This window comes from Colwellia sp. TT2012, from assembly GCF_001440345.1.
Taxonomy (GTDB): domain Bacteria; phylum Pseudomonadota; class Gammaproteobacteria; order Enterobacterales; family Alteromonadaceae; genus Colwellia.
The window spans coordinates 951452-967495 of the sequence record NZ_LJYX01000006.1 but is presented as its reverse complement, the minus strand read 5'-3'; the positions used below and the strand labels follow the sequence as shown (position 1 = coordinate 967495).

Sequence of the window (16044 nt, the reverse complement as noted above, 5' to 3'; positions counted from 1 at the left end):
CGCTAAGTGCTAGCTTTAAAGCAATGAAAAAACGCTGAACGAGCAGGCACTTGCAAACTAATATTTACAAGGTAAAGCTAAGTACCTGTTTACCTTAACGTTAACTGCAGATTTATAATGACGATTCAATGGCTGCTGAATCCGGCATATTGCGGTGGTTTGGGTATAACTTGTTAATAAAACTTTGATAATTTTCTAAGGCATTCACATTACCTTTGTTACGCTGACAGACACTTTTTTGATATTGAAAGTTGAAAACATCAAACCATAAATCCAGTAGCTGAGCATTATTAGTTTCGCCATGCATAGCTAACACTCTAGCGCCAACCTCTGCAGTGGAAAACTGATGCTCAAGCTCAGTCTTTCTGACGGTATAGCGAGAGTCTTGACCTACCGGTGATAATTGCTTGTTACTGTCACTATGACAAGTACCAAGTACCGCGGGCATAGCCGTTCTTGCATCAAAGGACACCATGGGAAAACGGTCTAAATACGGACTTTTACGGAACATTTTTTTGGCTTCACGCCAACTACCATCAAGCATAATAAATAGTGGCCTTTTCCCTTTAGGGCAAATAACCTTGTTAGTAAAAACTTTACGGTCATCGCCAGCATATTCTTGCGGAAAAACCAGCAGAGGAAACCACTTTTCATCATTAAGCACAGCTAATAACTCTGGATTCACTTTAGTTCTAGACCATAAAAAAGCAAAACTATCCGGAATAATGTCGGCAATAAGTTTGCCGGTGTTACTCGGTTTTAAAACTTCAGTGTCATGCATAAGCAATAAGAACCCTGCCGTTGTCTGCACATGCTCTTGATTGGGTGCTAGCGCACAGATACAAAACTGCTGAGCTAGCTGGCAAAGTTGGCAGCGAATGACCCTATAGCCTCTGGCTTTATAGGTGGTAGTACTGATGCTTTTACGGTATTGATGTAATTGATGGACAGCGTGCATGTTTCACTAAATTAAAATATAAAAAAAGACTCGGCAATTATATCAGTGCAGAGCCTTAGTGTTGAGCAATATTTATATTGTCTTTTAGCGGTTAAATTACTGGCAATAATTAGACAACATAGCTAAGAGCTATATGCCTTTATACCACAACTTAGCCGCTACTTTGCACTCGCATGATGCTCATCTTTATCATGGGCAACTGTCACGGTAAAAACATTGATATGAGCAAGCAGCTTAATTTCATCTTTCAGTTGCTCTTCTAGCGCATCCACTTCAGCAATACTGAGACAAAGTGCCAGGGCCTTTTGTTCAATTTTAGCAACCCTAGCTGTCATCTCTTGCTCTATGGTATCGGAAAAATTCTCCAATCGTGTTACAAAACTTTGCTGCTCACCATCTGCTGCTACCATGCGCTGGCCCATGGCAATTAAGATGCTGCCCATAGAGTTTAACACTGCTTTTTCCACTACCGACTCAATACGTTGTTCAAAATCTTTACCCAGTAACTCTTCGCTGGCTAAACCATCAACACCGACAGAAATGCCATCTTCAATGGATAGGTTGGCGACAATTTGAGCTCGAATTTTGGTTAACTCTTGGGTCAAATCAGCGGCGACGCTGTTACCTTCACCCAATAGCGCATTAAAAGCAAGATTAACCCCTTCAACCGCCAAATCAACACCTTCAATGGCAACACTTTTAACTTGCGGGACTAGCTGGCGAATTTTTTCATCATACTTTTGCAGCAATGCTTGCTGAGTTTCGGTTAGCACAATACTTTGCTTATCAATGATAAGTTTTTCACCCTCGATAATTTTATATAAACTACGCTTTTTACCATCATTTTCGCCTTCATCATGTAAAAACTCAATGGCGTTAGGGTTGATAGTGAAGCTGGCCGATAAATCAACATCACATGATTGGTGGGCATATATCGTTGATGATGCCAGTGAGACCGTGAGTGCACTTGCTAGTAAGGTGCGATGAAAGTAAGTCATGTTTCTATCCTTATGAAATTAAAGTCAGCGGGGGTTAGTACCCGTTGAGCGAGTCTATTGATTACAATTACCTGTAGGGCTTTACAAGCATAGTGCCAAGTTTATTTTTATATAAATATCAAACGGATGAAGAAAAATCAATATAAGGAGACTAATAAAATGTAAACTAATTAGTCAAGTTGACCAGTTATTAGTTTTTTAGCTTTTAGTTTTAATAGAAAATTGTCAGCCGTTTTGCATTTCCATTAATCGAGACTGACAGCGCTGAAATTCAAAGGCAAGTTGCTGCCCCTGATAAAGGTCAAAGATATCAACTGCAGCACTAACGATTAAGTTGACATTTTGATCGTAGAACTCATCAACAAGGGCAATAAATCTTCGCGCTTCGTCATCAAGTTGCTGTAAATCGCCCATTAAAACACCACTTCGTTGATAATTATCTTCAACGCCTGAAAACACCGCGGGTACTAATTTACCTGAAAATTGTGGTACATTGGCAATAAATACCGTGGAGAAGTCTTGCGCTAGCGCCATATAGTCTCGCTGACTACGTGGACCTGAACACAGAGCAAAAAAGTCGAAAAAAATAACCTGATCACTTTGAGCTAAATAACTCAGCGGTCGGTGATTAATCTCTATTTCGCCAGCAACTAACGGCTCACCCTTTGTTACACTTTTATAGCGGGCATTTAATTTTTTATCACCTTGGTTAGCTAATAAAAAATAATTAGCATAAATGGCGTTTTTAGCAAGGTTACTTCGTCTATGATCCACTTCGCCATCAATAGAGATAACCTGACAATATTGCTTGAGCAAGGCAATAGTGGGTAAGAAGCGCTCTCTTTGTAAGCCATTACGATACAACTGCTCCGGTTGACAATTAGAGGTCGCAACAAGCGTGACACCTTGAGTAAATAGTTCGGAAAACAAACCACTAAGTAGCATAGCATCAGCAATATCGCTGACAAAAAACTCATCGAAGCATAGTAGGTCAATATTTTTTGCCCATGCTTTGGCAATATGGCTAAGAGGCTCTGACTGCCCGGTTAACTGGGCGAGTTGCTGATGGACACTTTCCATAAAGTGATGGAAATGGATGCGCTTCTTCTTTGTTATGGGTAATTGCTGATAAAATAAATCCATCAGCATGGTTTTACCGCGACCTACTCGGCCATGAAAATATAAGCCTGCAATGGGTTTTTTTAACTTTTTTGGGGATTGCTGTCGCTCAATCAGCTGCTGAGATAGTAAAACTAAAGCATCAACGGCTTGTGTTTGAGCGGCATCAAAATAAAGCTGCTTGTTGACAAGCAGCTCTTGGTAGGCTTTTTTCATTTAACTTTTTTCATCTGGCTTTTAATTTAGACGTTAGCTTATTAAAAAGTTAAGTGACGGGCATTGAAGGTACGCCCTTTCATTTTCCCTTTAGTTATCTTTCTCAACGCTAAATTTAACGCGCCTTTAGTAACAGCTACATAGGCTTTGTTATCAAGTACCGAAATTTTGCCCACTTCTGAGCCTTTAATGCCATTATCACCAGTAAGTGCACCTAAAATATCTCCAGCTCTAACTTTTTGCTTTTTACCGCCATCAATTTGAATGGTTGCCATTTTAGCTTGTGGACGTTCATAACCAAGTACAGCTGATGATGGTAATGGCTCAGGGGTGATCACGGCGTCAAGGTAGTCTTCGAGTAAACCAACTTTATAACTTTCTTTGTCACTAAAGAGTGAATAAGCTAAACCTTTACTGCCGGCACGTCCTGTTCGACCAATTCTGTGTACATGTACTTCACTATCGCGGGCAATATGATAGTTAATCACTAAATCTAAACTATCAATATCCAAGCCACGTGCAGCAACATCAGTAGCGACAAGAATTGAAGCACTTTTGTTGGCAAAGCGTAATAAGGTTTGATCCCTATCACGCTGCTCTAAATCGCCATGTAAAGCTAACACGCTAAAGCCATCAAAATGTAAGGCGTCAGCAACTTGCTTGGTTTCTTTTTTGGTATTACAAAAAATAGCAGTCGATTCAACTTGCTTGTCCAGTAACAATAAACGTAACGCATCTAGGCGACTGTCATCATCAGTTACTTTAAAGAACTTTTGACTGATAGTTGATTGGTCTTCACTAGCACCGATTTTCACCATCACAGGATCTGTCATAATACTTTCACTAATGGACATGATTTGCTCAGGAAAAGTGGCACTAAAAAGTAACGTTTGACGGTCAAGTGGTGTACGACCAATAATATTATCAAGTGCCGCTTGAAAGCCCATTTCTAACATACGGTCAGCTTCATCTAGCACTAACAAGTTTAAATGTTCTAATTGTAAGGTGCCTTTTATAACGTGTTCTTCAAGGCGACCCGGGGTACCAACAATAACATGGGCACCATGCTCTAAAGAACCAATTTGTGGACCAAAGGGTGTGCCACCACAAAGTGTCAATATTTTAATATTATGAATACCACGTGCTAGCTTTCTCAACTCTTTCGCCACTTGGTCAGCCAGTTCACGGGTTGGACAAATTACCATTGATTGAATGCGAAATTTTTTAACATCTAATTTGTTAAGTAATGCTAAACCAAAAGCTGCGGTTTTACCTGAGCCGGTTTTTGCTTCGCCAATAACATCTTTTCCCTTAAGCAATTCAGGTAATGTTTTCGCTTGAATGGGTGTCATTTTCTCATAGCCAAGGGACGATAAGTTTTTAACTAAATCCTCTTTTAAGCTTAACGAAGTAAAAGCTAACGATGAAGTAGTTGAATTAGTACTCAAAATAAACGCCTCTGAATGATAGTAATTGGCTATATGGCCTAGCTAAGCGCTAGGCTAAAAGATAAGAAAGCTTTCATTACATAAATAAGAAAACTTTCAAGAGCAAGGTAATGCGCGCATAATAACAGTAATTTTTGCTCAACCCCAGTATATTCAGCCCTATGACGACAGTTTCAAAACAGTTATTACTCCAGCAATGGCAAACCTTGCATAACAATCATGAATGTTATGAAAATTATGCCTTAATTATCAAGCTGGTTGCCACCGCGATCACCTTGTTGTCCTTCACCTTTTCATTGACCGCGCTTGTTGCCTTACTACTAATCGCTGTGCTTTGGCTACAAGAAGGTATTTGGAAAACCTTCCAGTGTCGTACTGCAAATGCGATAATGCTGATAGAAGATAAATTAGCGCTAAATGAGGCTGAACAGACTTCTGAGTCAATGCAACCTTATTTAATGTACAAACAGTGGCAAATAAATCGTCCAACTAGCAAGGCACTTATTAGCCAGTATGTTAGTAATTCATTAAAACCAACGGTGTTATACCCCTATTTTCCTTTAATGCTTGTGGTCATTATTTTTTAGTGCCCAATAATTAGTAGCAAAATACAAGATAATTTTTAGTTTTTATGTAGAGATAAGAAAATGAATAGAAAAAAGAAGATGAATAATATTTTGAAAAAGAAGGTTAAAAAAATGAATGCCAAGCTACATACCCCTAATAAACCTAAGTATGTATCAAAAGCCGATAGAGCTAAACTTGATGAAGCAGAGACTACACAAGAGTCCGAGTAGCGTCTACGGCTAAATTCATGCTGAATATATGCTAAACGGTTATCAATATTGCTAGTTAGTTGCTTTAGCATTTAGAGTGAGACTTTTAGCAATCAAATAAAAAGGGCACATACTATTAATATATAGTATGTGCCCTTTTTTGATGCTAGGCGGTGGTAAAACCTTTAGCTAACATCTGGGTTTCCTTTAATTTTTTCTCGCATACGCTGAATCACTAAATAGAAATAAGGTACCAGTAAAGTACCAAACAGTGTCGCTGCGATCATACCTGAAAGTACAGTGATACCTAAAGAAACTCGGCTACCTGCACCAGCACCTGTAGCAAATACTAGGGGTAACACACCGAGAATAAAGGAAAAAGCCGTCATCAATACCGCACGAAAACGCATTCGTGCTGCATTAAGCGCTGCATTCATGATGGTCTCTCCTGCCGCTCTTTGCTCTATGGCGAACTCAACGATCAAAATGGCGGTTTTAGTCGACATGCCTATCAATAATACCAAGCCAACTTGCGCGTAGATATTATTTGCCATACCAACCGTATAAAGTGCCAACATTGAGCCAAATAGCGCTAAAGGTACGGCCGCTAAGACCGAAAAGGGAATAGTCCAACTTTCATACTGAGCCACTAAGAATAGGTAAACAAATAGAATAGCTAAACCAAATAAGATAGGCGCTAAGTTACCTGCTTCTAACTCTTGTTTAGACTGTCCCGACCATTCGTAAATATATCCTTGCGGTAATTTACTCGCTAGTTCTTCCATGACATCAATAGCCTGTCCTGACGAATAACCCGGAGTAGCATTACCTGTAATACTAGCACTACGATACAAGTTAAAGTGATTGATGGTTGTCGGCCCTAAAATGGGCTTAATGGTGGCCAAGGTGGTTAATGGCACCATCTCATTATCTTTATTACGGACAAAGTAATAACGCAAATCGGTAGGGTCTTTTCGATACTTACTTTCCGCTTGTATAATGACCCGATAGGTTCGGCCAAATTGACTAAAGTCATTAATATATAGAGAACCTAATTGCGCTTGTAAAGTAGCGAAAATATCAGATAAGGCGACACCTTGTGCTTTGGCTTTATTACGGTCTACTTCTAAAAAATACTGCGGTACATTGGCTCTAAAGGTACTAAATACCCGTGTTAATTCAGGCCTTTGATTAGCCTCATAGATGAGACCGTTCATCACTTGCGCTAACTCGGCTGGATCTCGACCTTCGCTGTCTTGTAATTTAAAATCGAAGCCTGAACTATTACCAAGGCCTGGAATAGGCGGCGGATTAAACACCATGATTTGCGCATCAGGCATAGTCCATAGTTGCCCCATTAAGCGTGGAATTAGCTGCTTTAGTCCTAATTCAGGCGCGGTACGCTCGTCCCAGTCTTTCAGGAGGATAATCGCTAGACCATTATTTGAACCAGCACCGCCAATTAGTGAGAATCCTGACACGGTAATAATATCTTCAACGGCTGCGTCGTTTAAAATGATGGGGGTGATCTTATCTAATACCGCCTGAGTACGATTACTTGACGCGGCATCTGGTAGCTGTACATCAACAAAAAGGTAGCCTTGGTCTTCCGCAGGTAAAAATGCTGTTGGTACTGCTGTTGTTAACCAACCTGCACCAATAAATAATAAGCCGACAAAAAGACCTACTCGGGTAAGACGTTTAAGCATAAAAGCAACGGTTTTGGTATAGCCGCCCGTTACCTTAGTAATAAGACGTTCGAAGGGTATTAACCAGCGAATAGGTTTCATTTTTTCAGCGCTTAATAATACGACACAAAGTGCTGGGCTTAAGGTTAAGGCATTAATTGAAGAAATGATTACCGCAAATGAAATAGTCACTGAGAATTGTTTATATAATTCCCCGGTAATACCTGGCATAAAAGCCACGGGCACAAAAACAGCAAGCAGTACTAAGGTTGTGGCAATAATAGGTCCTGAGACTTGCTCCATCGCTTTGCTTACCGCTTCTTTAATCGGCAACTGCTCTTCTTTTAAAATACGTTCAACATTTTCGATAACGATAATAGCATCATCTACCACAATACCGATAGCAAGTACTAAACCAAATAAGGTAATGGTGTTAATTGAATAACCCATCAGCAGCATAAAAGCAAAAGTACCTATTAGTGAAACAGGGATTGCTAAGGTTGGAATGATGGTGGCACGCCAATTTTGCAAGAACAAAAACACCACTAATATCACTAAGGCTATCGCTTGAAATAGCGTAATCATCACTTCTTCAATGGAGCGGTCGATAAACTTAGTGGTATCGTATGGGATAACATACTTTAGGCCATCAGGAAAACGCTGCGCAAGATCTTTCATTTTAGCTTTTACTAACGAAGCGACTTTGGTGGCATTAGCATCAGGTAATTGGTAGATAACAAGAAATGCAGTTTCTTTACCATTTAATCTTGCTTGTGTTGAGTAGTCTTGTGCACCTAATTCCAAACGAGCTATATCACTTAAACGAATAAAGTTACCGTTGAGTTGGGCTCGAATGATTGTTTGGCCAAATTCCTCTGGTGTTTGTAAACGACCCTTGGCTTGAATAGAGTACTCAAATTGTTGGTTAGGTAACGATGGGCTAGCCCCGAATTTACCTGCAGCAACTATCATATTCTGCTCTTGTAATGCTTGCTGCACTTCAGTGACAGTAATACTTAAAGATGCCATGCGTTCTGGGTTTAACCAGACGCGCATACTATAGGTCATTTCACCCATAATTTCTGCTGAGGCAACACCTGGAATACGCCCTAAAGACTCAATTAAATAGTTAGAGGCATAATTACTTAAAAAGAGTTGGTCAATACCTTCTTGTTCAGAAAATAAGTTGATGCCTAACAACATTGAACTAGACTTTTTCTTAACAGAAACCCCTTGACGAGTGACCTCTGCAGGTAAAGAGCTGGTCGCTAAGGCGACTCTATTTTGCACGTTAACTTGCGCAATATCACCATCGGTTCCGACTTTGAAAAATACCGTAATAACCGCTCTACCATTATTTGAAGCGGAAGATTCGATATACATCATATCTTCTACACCATTAATTTGTTCTTCAATCGGCCTAATAACTGATTCTTCCACCACTTGCGCACTGGCTCCGGGATAGACAGCAGAAATTTGAACTTGAGGCGGTGTTATTTCTGGATACATATTTACCGGCAACACACTCATGGCAATTAAGCCAGCAAGCGTGATAACAATAGCGATAACAAACGCAAATTTAGGGCGATTGATAAAAGTTTTACTGATCATAAAATCGTCCTTATTTACTTATCGACTGCAGCGTTTGGGCTAATATTTACATCATTAGCTTTGGCAGAATTTGTTGCTTTATCATTAAAATCTGTGATTGTGCCTGTTAGTGGATTAACCTGTTTTTTAACGCCATTCACTTCAACACCAGGGCGAACTTTTTGTAAACCTGCAACTATCACTTGCTCACCAATAGCAACACCTTTTTCAACAACCCACATGGCATTAATTCGACGCCCTAAGACTACGTGACGTAGTTTGACCCTATTATCTTTACCAACAATTAAGACAAATTTACCTTGTTGATTTTGTTGTACTGCCGCTTGTGGAATTAGTGCCATTTCCTCTTTATCTCGTGTTTCAACAATCAAGGTAACAAATAGTCCTGGTAAGATGATATCTCTAGGATTAGGAAAAACAGTTCTCAGTTCAACGGTACCCATACCTTGGGAAATTTTAGTATCGGCAAAGTCGAACTTACCTTTTTCTTGATAGGTAGAATTATTTGGCAGACGTAGCGATAGCTCAAATTCACCTTCGTTGCCAGTTCTTGCGCCCTGATTTTTTTGCAAGTAAGAAATGTAAAAGCTTTCTTCAACTTGGAAGCTGACATAAATAGGATCACTTATAATTAAGGTTGCCAAGGGGTTGCTTGTTGGGCCAACGATATTGCCGATATTGTAATTTACTTTACCTATGCGACCGGAGAAAGGTGCTTTGATTGTGGTATAGCTCAAATCAAGTTCAGCTTTTTCAAGTGACGCTGCTGCAGCTTTAACCGCTGATCTAGCTTGTGACTCTTCTGTGGTTAACCTGTCATAGTCAGATTGAGAAATATAACCATCACTAATAAGTTCATTGGCTCGCTTTAAGTTACGCTTGGCATTTTCTTCTCCTGATATTCTAGAACTTAAATCTGCCTTTGCTGCTGATAATGCTGCCTTGTATGCGGCAGGGTCGATTTGTAATAATATTTGACCCTGTTCGACATTACTGCCTTCTCTAAAATGACGGGCAATTAACTCCCCTTCAACACGGGCACGTAAGGCAGCCTCTTTGAAAGGTTCTGTTCGTGCGACAAACTCACGATATCCACCAATGGCTTGTGCTTTAACTGAGTAGACAGAAACCGCTGGCGCTGGTGGTTTCACCTTAACTTCTGGTTTACCACAAGCACTTAATGTCAGGGAGAAAAACACCATCAATGCAAGTTTACTCGTGGTAAATAAAGAGCTATTGGGTTGTCTTAAAAAGGGTTTTAGCATCAAAAAATTCCTTGTGGGTTAATGCTTTTAATATTAATGGCTTTGATTATTACACAGCGGGTATTCATAACAGTAATTATTTGTACTACTTATGAATATGTTATAAATTTTTCAAAAAAAAAGCTGTGAACAAAGTTCAACAGCTATTCTGGTTTTGAAAGGGTCTGAACCTTAAGATAAGTTCATTTCTTGAACCTTCTCATGGGCAATTTCAGGTGTAGTAGCATCAGGTTTTGCGTGTAAATTGGCTTTAAGCTGGCCTTTTCTATGTTTAAGCGCAGCATCTAACTTTTTGGCTGCATTTGCGATAGCAGGATACATTACTTCATTTGTACCCGCGGTAGAAATACGGCCACCTTCATAATTTGTCGTTAATTCCACTTGATATTTATGATGTTCTTTAGAAATAATTACATCTAAGGCTATTAGTGTTGGAAAGTGGCTCGCTATTTTAGAGAATTTTTCTTCGATATGTTCTTTGATTGAATCATTAACTTCTACGTGATGACCAGAAAGATTTATTTTCATAGGTATTCCTTTTTTACTGTTACTTAATGACTATTTTACCTAAATGGCACTTTACTTAAATAATAATGTGCAACCTAATAATAGACCTGAGGGCAAGTGCTGAAAAAAACAAGTAATAGGGCTAAATATTTTGCGGTAATACCACGTTTATTTAATTATTGCCTGCTCAAATAGGATTTAAAGCCTTACCGGTAAATTACTGTTTACTAGTAATACAGCGGTTATCAATCAGTAAGCCGCCCCTAGGTCTTTAAAAACCCGCTCTTTTTCAAGTTGTCCGAGCACTACTAACAGCGTTAAATTCATTATAGATGACTAGTTCTAAACAATTTCAGCACTATTGTGAAGCTCTGACATAGCTCATATCTGGCAATAGATATAATAGAATTACTACAAAAGCCATTATTTATCATCAACTGCACTTATTACCTGCTTTAAACTTAGCGTAAAAGTGGTGAAAATACTATTGTTCTGAAGTAATGATAGGTCAAATAAGCAATTGCTTGCTAACTAAAGCCTTAGCCGTTAGCCTGTGATAAAGCTTGGTAATTAAAAGTGTCTTAAACGATTAGAAAATAAGGTGCATGATTACTAGGGCAAATACACCTGCCAGTACATCATCAAACATGATACCAAAGCCACCCGTTAGCTTTTTATCCGCTATGGATATTGGCCAAGGTTTAGCAATATCAAATATTCTAAATAAAACAAAACCGACCAAGACACTCTGCCAACTCACTGGTACCATGAACATAGTTATAAAAAACCCAGCGAACTCATCCCAAACAATAGCGCCATGATCATGTACACCAACATCACTCGCCGCTTTGCCACAGATATAAATACCCGAGATGCAAACAACTAAGACGAGTAAGGCATATATTAATGGCGTCAAGCCACTCATAAGTAGGAATATAGGCACCGCGGCCAGCGTACCAAAAGTTCCAGGTGCTTTAGGCGCTAAACCGCTGCCAAAACCTAACGCTAAAAACTGAATTGGATTGGCAAGATTAAACTTAACCTGTTTATTTTTAGCCGACATAGAATTAACTGCTTAATTTATTAGTGATTGATTCGTAAATTGCTAAAATAAGCTATTCGGTAAAATGCTCAAAACCAGCAGTATTGATAGGTATAGCTTTATTATTTAATGTGGTTGAAATAGTTTGGGAGGCATTCATTTGTCCTATACAAGTAATCGGTGTCCCTGCATGAGACATTGCAGTTTCCATACCCACCTTGTTATCTTCAGATACGGTAAATAAGAGTTCATAATCATCGCCTCCCGATAATGCCAAGGTGATGGCATCATCACTGAGAAGACTATCTCGCATGATAGTCGAAAGAGGTAAGGCATCGAGCACGACATTAGCGCCGACATTGGATGCTTGACATATATGTCCCAAATCAGCCATTAATCCGTCGGAAAGATCTATCGCTGCCGAAGCATATTCACGCAGCGTTTGTCCGGCCAAAATTCTTGGCTTTGGATAATCAAGCTTTTTTCTTAAAATGCTAGTAAACTGTGGCTCAATTTCGACTTTACCGGTAATTTGCTGTAAAGCTAATGCTGCATCACCGAGTTCACCGGTAACATAAAGCCAGTCCCCCGCTTTAGCACCAGAACGTGTCAAATAACTGCCTTGAGGCGTCAACCCCTGCGCGGTAATAGTAATACTTAATGGCCCTTGAGTAGTATCTCCGCCTATGAGCTCTACATTGTAAAACTCACATAATTCAAAGACACCTTCACAAAACTCTTTTAGCCAAGTTTCATCCACCTCCGGTAGCGTTAACGCTAAAGACAACCAACTTGGCTTAGCCCCCATTGCGGCAATATCAGATAAATTTACCGCTACCGCCTTATGGCCAATGGCTCTGGGGCTTGTATCAAAAGGAAAATGTACGCCAGCTACTAATGTATCTGTCGTTACCACTATATTTTGATGCTCAATAGGTGCTAAAACAGCGCAATCATCTCCTATACCAAGCTCAACGTCTTTACGCTTAACTTTTTGTTTGGTGAAGAAATGTTTAATTAACTCGAACTCTTTCATGCTAAGCCTTTAGTTACTAATAGATTGATACTAATAAGTTGCTACGAATAGATTAATCTTGAGGACGAATTAACTTTACGGTTTTATCTAAAACACCGTTAACAAATTTATGGCTATCATCAGCAGCAAATGACTTAGCTAACTCTATAGCTTCATTTATCACCACACGATAAGGTACATCCGTACAATCTTTCAGCTCAAACACGGCCACACGTAGTATCGCCTTTTCCACTTGATCAATATCCTTAAGTGGACGATCAACATGAGGCGAAATAGCCGCATCTATATCACTAATATTGGCGGTTACACCGCGTAATAACAATTGAAAGTATTCAATATCAAAACGGCGTTTGCTGTTATCGACAATAAAGTTAACTTCAATATCATTTACTGGGTTTTTACTCACTTGCCATGAATAGATAGCTTGTACGGCTAACTCACGGGCTTTTCTTCTAGGAGACGGTTTCACAATAGGTGCCACTTTTCTTAAGTTTAGGAATAATGTTAGGAATAATGTAGAAAATAGAAAATTAAATTTTAGCTAAAACATTTACCATTTCTAATGCGCTAAGAGCTGCCTCAGCGCCTTTATTACCGGCCTTAGTACCAGCTCGTTCAATTGCTTGTTCGATTGAGTCTGTGGTAATCACACCAAAGGCAACGGGAATTTCAGCGTCTAAACAAACTTGTGCTAAACCTTTATTACACTCACCAGCAACAAATTCAAAGTGAGGTGTACCACCACGGATAACTGCGCCAATAGCAATAATGGCATCAAAGGTATCTTTTGCTGCCAATTTTTTAGCCGCTAGCGGTAACTCATATGCCCCAGGTACACGAACTACTGTGATATCGTTATCATTAACATTACCATGGCGTTTTAGCGCGTCAATTGCGCCGTCTAACAAACTATCAACAATAAAGTGATTAAAACGTGATACTACAATAGCAAATTTTTTACCTTTTGCTTCAAACGAACCTTCAATGATATTCATTTAATTATTCCAATATAGTGTATCTAAAAAAATTGCCGCAATTCTAACAAATTGTTATCAGCATAGGTACTCGTTTATTCTATTTATTAATAAAAGAGTTTGAGCTAGTAGCTCTCATCAAAATCATCAAGTAAGGCATCTATTTCGTCCTCTTCAGCTTCATTAATGATGATAGGAGGATCACCGTCGTAAAGTTTATAATTCATATTTTGAAAATATGCATTTTTAATAAATTCATAGGGATCTTCGGACTCGATAACTAACTGCTCTTGATCTCGAACGGCCGCTCTCTTTTCTAAAGCTAATATGCCTAAGCGAGCCATATTAGGCCAAAAATCAATAACAACCATGGGCCAATAAAGACCATCGATGTAATCCCCCACTTCTTCACGAACAGAGCTTGGTCCCAAACCCGGGATAACAATATAGGGTCCATCACCAATTCCGTAAGTACCTAATACTTCACCAAACTCTTCTTGCTCTCCTGACCAGTCAAAATCACTGGCGGGATCATAAAATCCAAATAAACCAATCGTTGAATTAAGAACAAATCTACCGGTATTTTTGGCCGCAGCAGTAAACTTTAACTGCAAGGCATTATTAATAATACTTGCAGGCTCGTTTAAATTTAACGCCATATTGTATAAGCCAGTCCGTAAAAATGGCGGTGTGTACGTTGTGTAAACTTCTGATGAGGGTTTTGCAATATACTTATCGACATAATCCCAAGTAAAAGTCCAAAAAGGTCTGTTAATCGCTTCAAAGGGATCTCTAGAATCCCTTAAGCTAGCGTCATCAGAAAAATCGTCTTGCTCTTGCTGTTTTTGTGTTGACGTACAACCAGCAAGAGTAATAATAATAACAAGTATAAAGAGTCGAAAATATGGGGTTATGGCTGAGCTCACAGGGCGAAGGTCCTTGCCGTTACATGATATGCATGAGAAAACGACGGCAGTTTAACATGAAATCAATTGATGGGTGAATAACGTTTCAACGCAGTTTTACTATATTTAGTTTCATTAAGTAAAAGTTGGTAACAATTATTTATTGAGAGCGAGCACGTTGATGGTAGACGGAAAGCAACATTTCAACTTCTGCTCGAGGTAATTCACATTCACTGATAATTTCCTCTATATTGGCACCCTTGGCTGCTAATATAAAAGCACGATTATAAAACTTATTCTGCCCTTGGCTCTCTTGCCATTGGCTTAATAGCTGCTGTTGATCGATAGCTTGCTGCTGTAATTTTTTAATACTATGCTCTAATTGTATCGAAACTTGACTATTTTCGATAGCAAACTGCTCACTATTGCTCGCCATGAGCTCAAACTCTTGCTGTAACTTGTTATTTAAGCTTTGTAATTCGTTAACAAATAAAACAGAACTTTGCATTTTTATATCTAGCATAGATAATTTACGTTTAAGCTTAGTTAAATAGATAAAAAATACTGTACTAGAAAGCACTACAAGGAATAGCGCTAACACAGAAATTATCGGGACGGCTAACAATGACATTGGAATTTGGCCTTAAATAAATTTAAACGTATATACCCGTCACCATTTAAAGTGCTCGATTTCAGTGGGTATTAAAATGGCTTTAGGCAAGGGAAATAATGGAAGCATAGTCATTCTATGGTTTAATTATTTAACGCGGTATAAAGTCATTTTAAACCCATCGAAGAAGCGTTTGAACAACATCACTTCATCGTTGCTGTAACTCATAATGGAACAACCATTATTTCATCACAGCGCCTTGAATTGAAATTGTTCAAGCACTCTGAAACATGCATCTTGAAGGTAACAGGTATAAGTGAATACTTTGTATATACAGGCTTAAACTTAGGTCAACAATATCTAGCGCTGAAAATAATAGTATTAAAACTGCTTGAGTTCATCCCACTCATCGTCTGAAAGTAGTTTATCTAAATCTACTAAAATAAGTAATTCACCATCACGGTTTGATACCCCTTGGATGAACTGAGCACTTTCTTCATTACCAACGTTGGGTGCATCATCTATTTCTGAAGACTTTAAATAGACAACTTCAGCAACACTATCAACTAAGATCCCTATAACTTGTTTTTCCGATTCGATAACCACCACACGGGTATTATCGGTAATATCACAAGGCTCTAAACCAAATCGACAGCGGGTATCAATAACGGTGACAACATTACCGCGCAAATTTATGATACCAAGTACATAAAGAGGGGCACCAGGTACCGGAGCAATTTCACTATAACGTAAAACCTCCTGCACCTGCATAACATTAATACCGTAAGTTTCATTTTGTAACTTAAAGGTTACCCATTGCAGCACTTCATCACTAGCGTCAACTTTATCACTTTTACTTCTTCTCTCATCTGACATATTACTTGCCCCTCA

The 16044-nt window shown here is 39.0% G+C and carries 16 protein-coding genes; 2 read left to right on the top strand and 14 right to left on the bottom strand.

The window, feature by feature from the left end:
• Nucleotides 1–112: 112 nt before the first annotated feature.
• From ASU03_RS05910 to dbpA, 4 genes are all read right to left on the bottom strand, one after another.
• Nucleotides 113–958 carry a tRNA-uridine aminocarboxypropyltransferase gene (locus tag ASU03_RS05910; protein WP_057830914.1) on the bottom strand — a complete coding sequence of 282 codons (846 nt, stop codon included), beginning with the start codon at nucleotides 956–958 and terminating at the stop codon, nucleotides 113–115.
• Between the two features lie 158 nt (nucleotides 959–1116).
• Nucleotides 1117–1956: a DUF2884 family protein gene (locus ASU03_RS05905; protein ID WP_057830913.1), complete on the bottom strand. Its 840-nt coding sequence runs from the start codon at nucleotides 1954–1956 to the stop codon at nucleotides 1117–1119.
• A gap of 225 nt (nucleotides 1957–2181) precedes the next feature.
• Nucleotides 2182–3291: a cell division protein ZapE gene (gene zapE, locus ASU03_RS05900; protein ID WP_057830912.1), complete on the bottom strand. Its 1110-nt coding sequence runs from the start codon at nucleotides 3289–3291 to the stop codon at nucleotides 2182–2184.
• A gap of 41 nt (nucleotides 3292–3332) precedes the next feature.
• A complete protein-coding gene (gene dbpA, locus ASU03_RS05895) occupies nucleotides 3333–4739 on the bottom strand; it encodes an ATP-dependent RNA helicase DbpA (protein ID WP_057830911.1) in 1407 nt (468 codons plus the stop codon).
• 161 nt (nucleotides 4740–4900) lie between these two features.
• Between dbpA and ASU03_RS05890 the strand changes: the two genes are divergently transcribed.
• Nucleotides 4901–5326 (top strand): hypothetical protein, encoded by a 426-nt coding sequence (locus ASU03_RS05890; RefSeq protein WP_057830910.1) that lies wholly within the window; start codon nucleotides 4901–4903, stop codon nucleotides 5324–5326.
• Nucleotides 5327–5386: 60 nt separating this feature from the next.
• On the top strand, nucleotides 5387–5536 hold the full coding sequence (locus tag ASU03_RS19750) for a DUF2986 domain-containing protein (RefSeq protein WP_082627159.1): 150 nt from the start codon (nucleotides 5387–5389) through the stop codon (nucleotides 5534–5536).
• A 164-nt stretch (nucleotides 5537–5700) separates the two neighbouring features.
• Here the strand turns inward: ASU03_RS19750 and ASU03_RS05885 are convergent, their stop codons facing one another.
• The 10 genes from ASU03_RS05885 to ASU03_RS05840 all read right to left on the bottom strand — a co-directional run bounded on the left by ASU03_RS05885 (nucleotide 5701) and on the right by ASU03_RS05840 (nucleotide 16029).
• Nucleotides 5701–8814, bottom strand: coding sequence for an efflux RND transporter permease subunit (locus ASU03_RS05885; protein ID WP_057830909.1), 3114 nt, complete (start codon nucleotides 8812–8814; stop codon nucleotides 5701–5703).
• A 14-nt stretch (nucleotides 8815–8828) separates the two neighbouring features.
• Complete coding sequence (locus tag ASU03_RS05880) at nucleotides 8829–10079, bottom strand: efflux RND transporter periplasmic adaptor subunit (RefSeq protein ID WP_057830908.1); 1251 nt, start codon at nucleotides 10077–10079, stop codon at nucleotides 8829–8831.
• Between the two features lie 171 nt (nucleotides 10080–10250).
• Complete coding sequence (hpf, locus tag ASU03_RS05875) at nucleotides 10251–10607, bottom strand: ribosome hibernation-promoting factor, HPF/YfiA family (protein WP_057830907.1); 357 nt, start codon at nucleotides 10605–10607, stop codon at nucleotides 10251–10253.
• 568 nt (nucleotides 10608–11175) lie between these two features.
• Complete coding sequence (locus ASU03_RS05870; RefSeq protein WP_057830906.1) at nucleotides 11176–11649, bottom strand: phosphatidylglycerophosphatase A family protein; 474 nt, start codon at nucleotides 11647–11649, stop codon at nucleotides 11176–11178.
• A gap of 52 nt (nucleotides 11650–11701) precedes the next feature.
• Nucleotides 11702–12664 carry a thiamine-phosphate kinase gene (thiL, locus tag ASU03_RS05865; RefSeq protein ID WP_057830905.1) on the bottom strand — a complete coding sequence of 321 codons (963 nt, stop codon included), beginning with the start codon at nucleotides 12662–12664 and terminating at the stop codon, nucleotides 11702–11704.
• A 52-nt stretch (nucleotides 12665–12716) separates the two neighbouring features.
• On the bottom strand, nucleotides 12717–13133 hold the full coding sequence (gene nusB, locus ASU03_RS05860) for a transcription antitermination factor NusB (RefSeq protein ID WP_057831021.1): 417 nt from the start codon (nucleotides 13131–13133) through the stop codon (nucleotides 12717–12719).
• Between the two features lie 61 nt (nucleotides 13134–13194).
• The gene (ribH, locus tag ASU03_RS05855) at nucleotides 13195–13659 is read right to left on the bottom strand and encodes a 6,7-dimethyl-8-ribityllumazine synthase (protein ID WP_057180237.1); all 465 of its coding nucleotides are present in this window, start codon (nucleotides 13657–13659) and stop codon (nucleotides 13195–13197) included.
• 104 nt (nucleotides 13660–13763) lie between these two features.
• A complete protein-coding gene (locus ASU03_RS05850) occupies nucleotides 13764–14564 on the bottom strand; it encodes an MlaA family lipoprotein (protein ID WP_057830904.1) in 801 nt (266 codons plus the stop codon).
• Nucleotides 14565–14703: 139 nt separating this feature from the next.
• Nucleotides 14704–15174 (bottom strand): DUF2802 domain-containing protein, encoded by a 471-nt coding sequence (locus ASU03_RS05845; RefSeq protein WP_057830903.1) that lies wholly within the window; start codon nucleotides 15172–15174, stop codon nucleotides 14704–14706.
• Nucleotides 15175–15534: 360 nt separating this feature from the next.
• Nucleotides 15535–16029, bottom strand: coding sequence for a chemotaxis protein CheW (locus ASU03_RS05840; RefSeq protein ID WP_057830902.1), 495 nt, complete (start codon nucleotides 16027–16029; stop codon nucleotides 15535–15537).
• Nucleotides 16030–16044: the final 15 nt, after the last annotated feature.

Excerpts from the sequence above, each read along its gene's own strand:
- ASU03_RS05885 (WP_057830909.1), bottom strand. The coding sequence starts at position 8,814 with ATGATCAGTAAAACTTTTATCAATCGCCCTAAATTTGCGTTTGTTATC.
- hpf (WP_057830907.1), bottom strand. The coding sequence starts at position 10,607 with ATGAAAATAAATCTTTCTGGTCATCACGTAGAAGTTAATGATTCAATC.
- ASU03_RS05890 (WP_057830910.1), top strand. The coding sequence starts at position 4,901 with ATGACGACAGTTTCAAAACAGTTATTACTCCAGCAATGGCAAACCTTG.
- ASU03_RS05905 (WP_057830913.1), bottom strand. The coding sequence starts at position 1,956 with ATGACTTACTTTCATCGCACCTTACTAGCAAGTGCACTCACGGTCTCA.
- thiL (WP_057830905.1), bottom strand. The coding sequence starts at position 12,664 with ATGAAAGAGTTCGAGTTAATTAAACATTTCTTCACCAAACAAAAAGTT.
- zapE (WP_057830912.1), bottom strand. The coding sequence starts at position 3,291 with ATGAAAAAAGCCTACCAAGAGCTGCTTGTCAACAAGCAGCTTTATTTT.
- ribH (WP_057180237.1), bottom strand. The coding sequence starts at position 13,659 with ATGAATATCATTGAAGGTTCGTTTGAAGCAAAAGGTAAAAAATTTGCT.
- ASU03_RS05910 (WP_057830914.1), bottom strand. The coding sequence starts at position 958 with ATGCACGCTGTCCATCAATTACATCAATACCGTAAAAGCATCAGTACT.
- ASU03_RS05845 (WP_057830903.1), bottom strand. The coding sequence starts at position 15,174 with ATGTCATTGTTAGCCGTCCCGATAATTTCTGTGTTAGCGCTATTCCTT.
- ASU03_RS19750 (WP_082627159.1), top strand. The coding sequence starts at position 5,387 with ATGAATAGAAAAAAGAAGATGAATAATATTTTGAAAAAGAAGGTTAAA.
- ASU03_RS05870 (WP_057830906.1), bottom strand. The coding sequence starts at position 11,649 with ATGTCGGCTAAAAATAAACAGGTTAAGTTTAATCTTGCCAATCCAATT.
- ASU03_RS05840 (WP_057830902.1), bottom strand. The coding sequence starts at position 16,029 with ATGTCAGATGAGAGAAGAAGTAAAAGTGATAAAGTTGACGCTAGTGAT.
- ASU03_RS05880 (WP_057830908.1), bottom strand. The coding sequence starts at position 10,079 with ATGCTAAAACCCTTTTTAAGACAACCCAATAGCTCTTTATTTACCACG.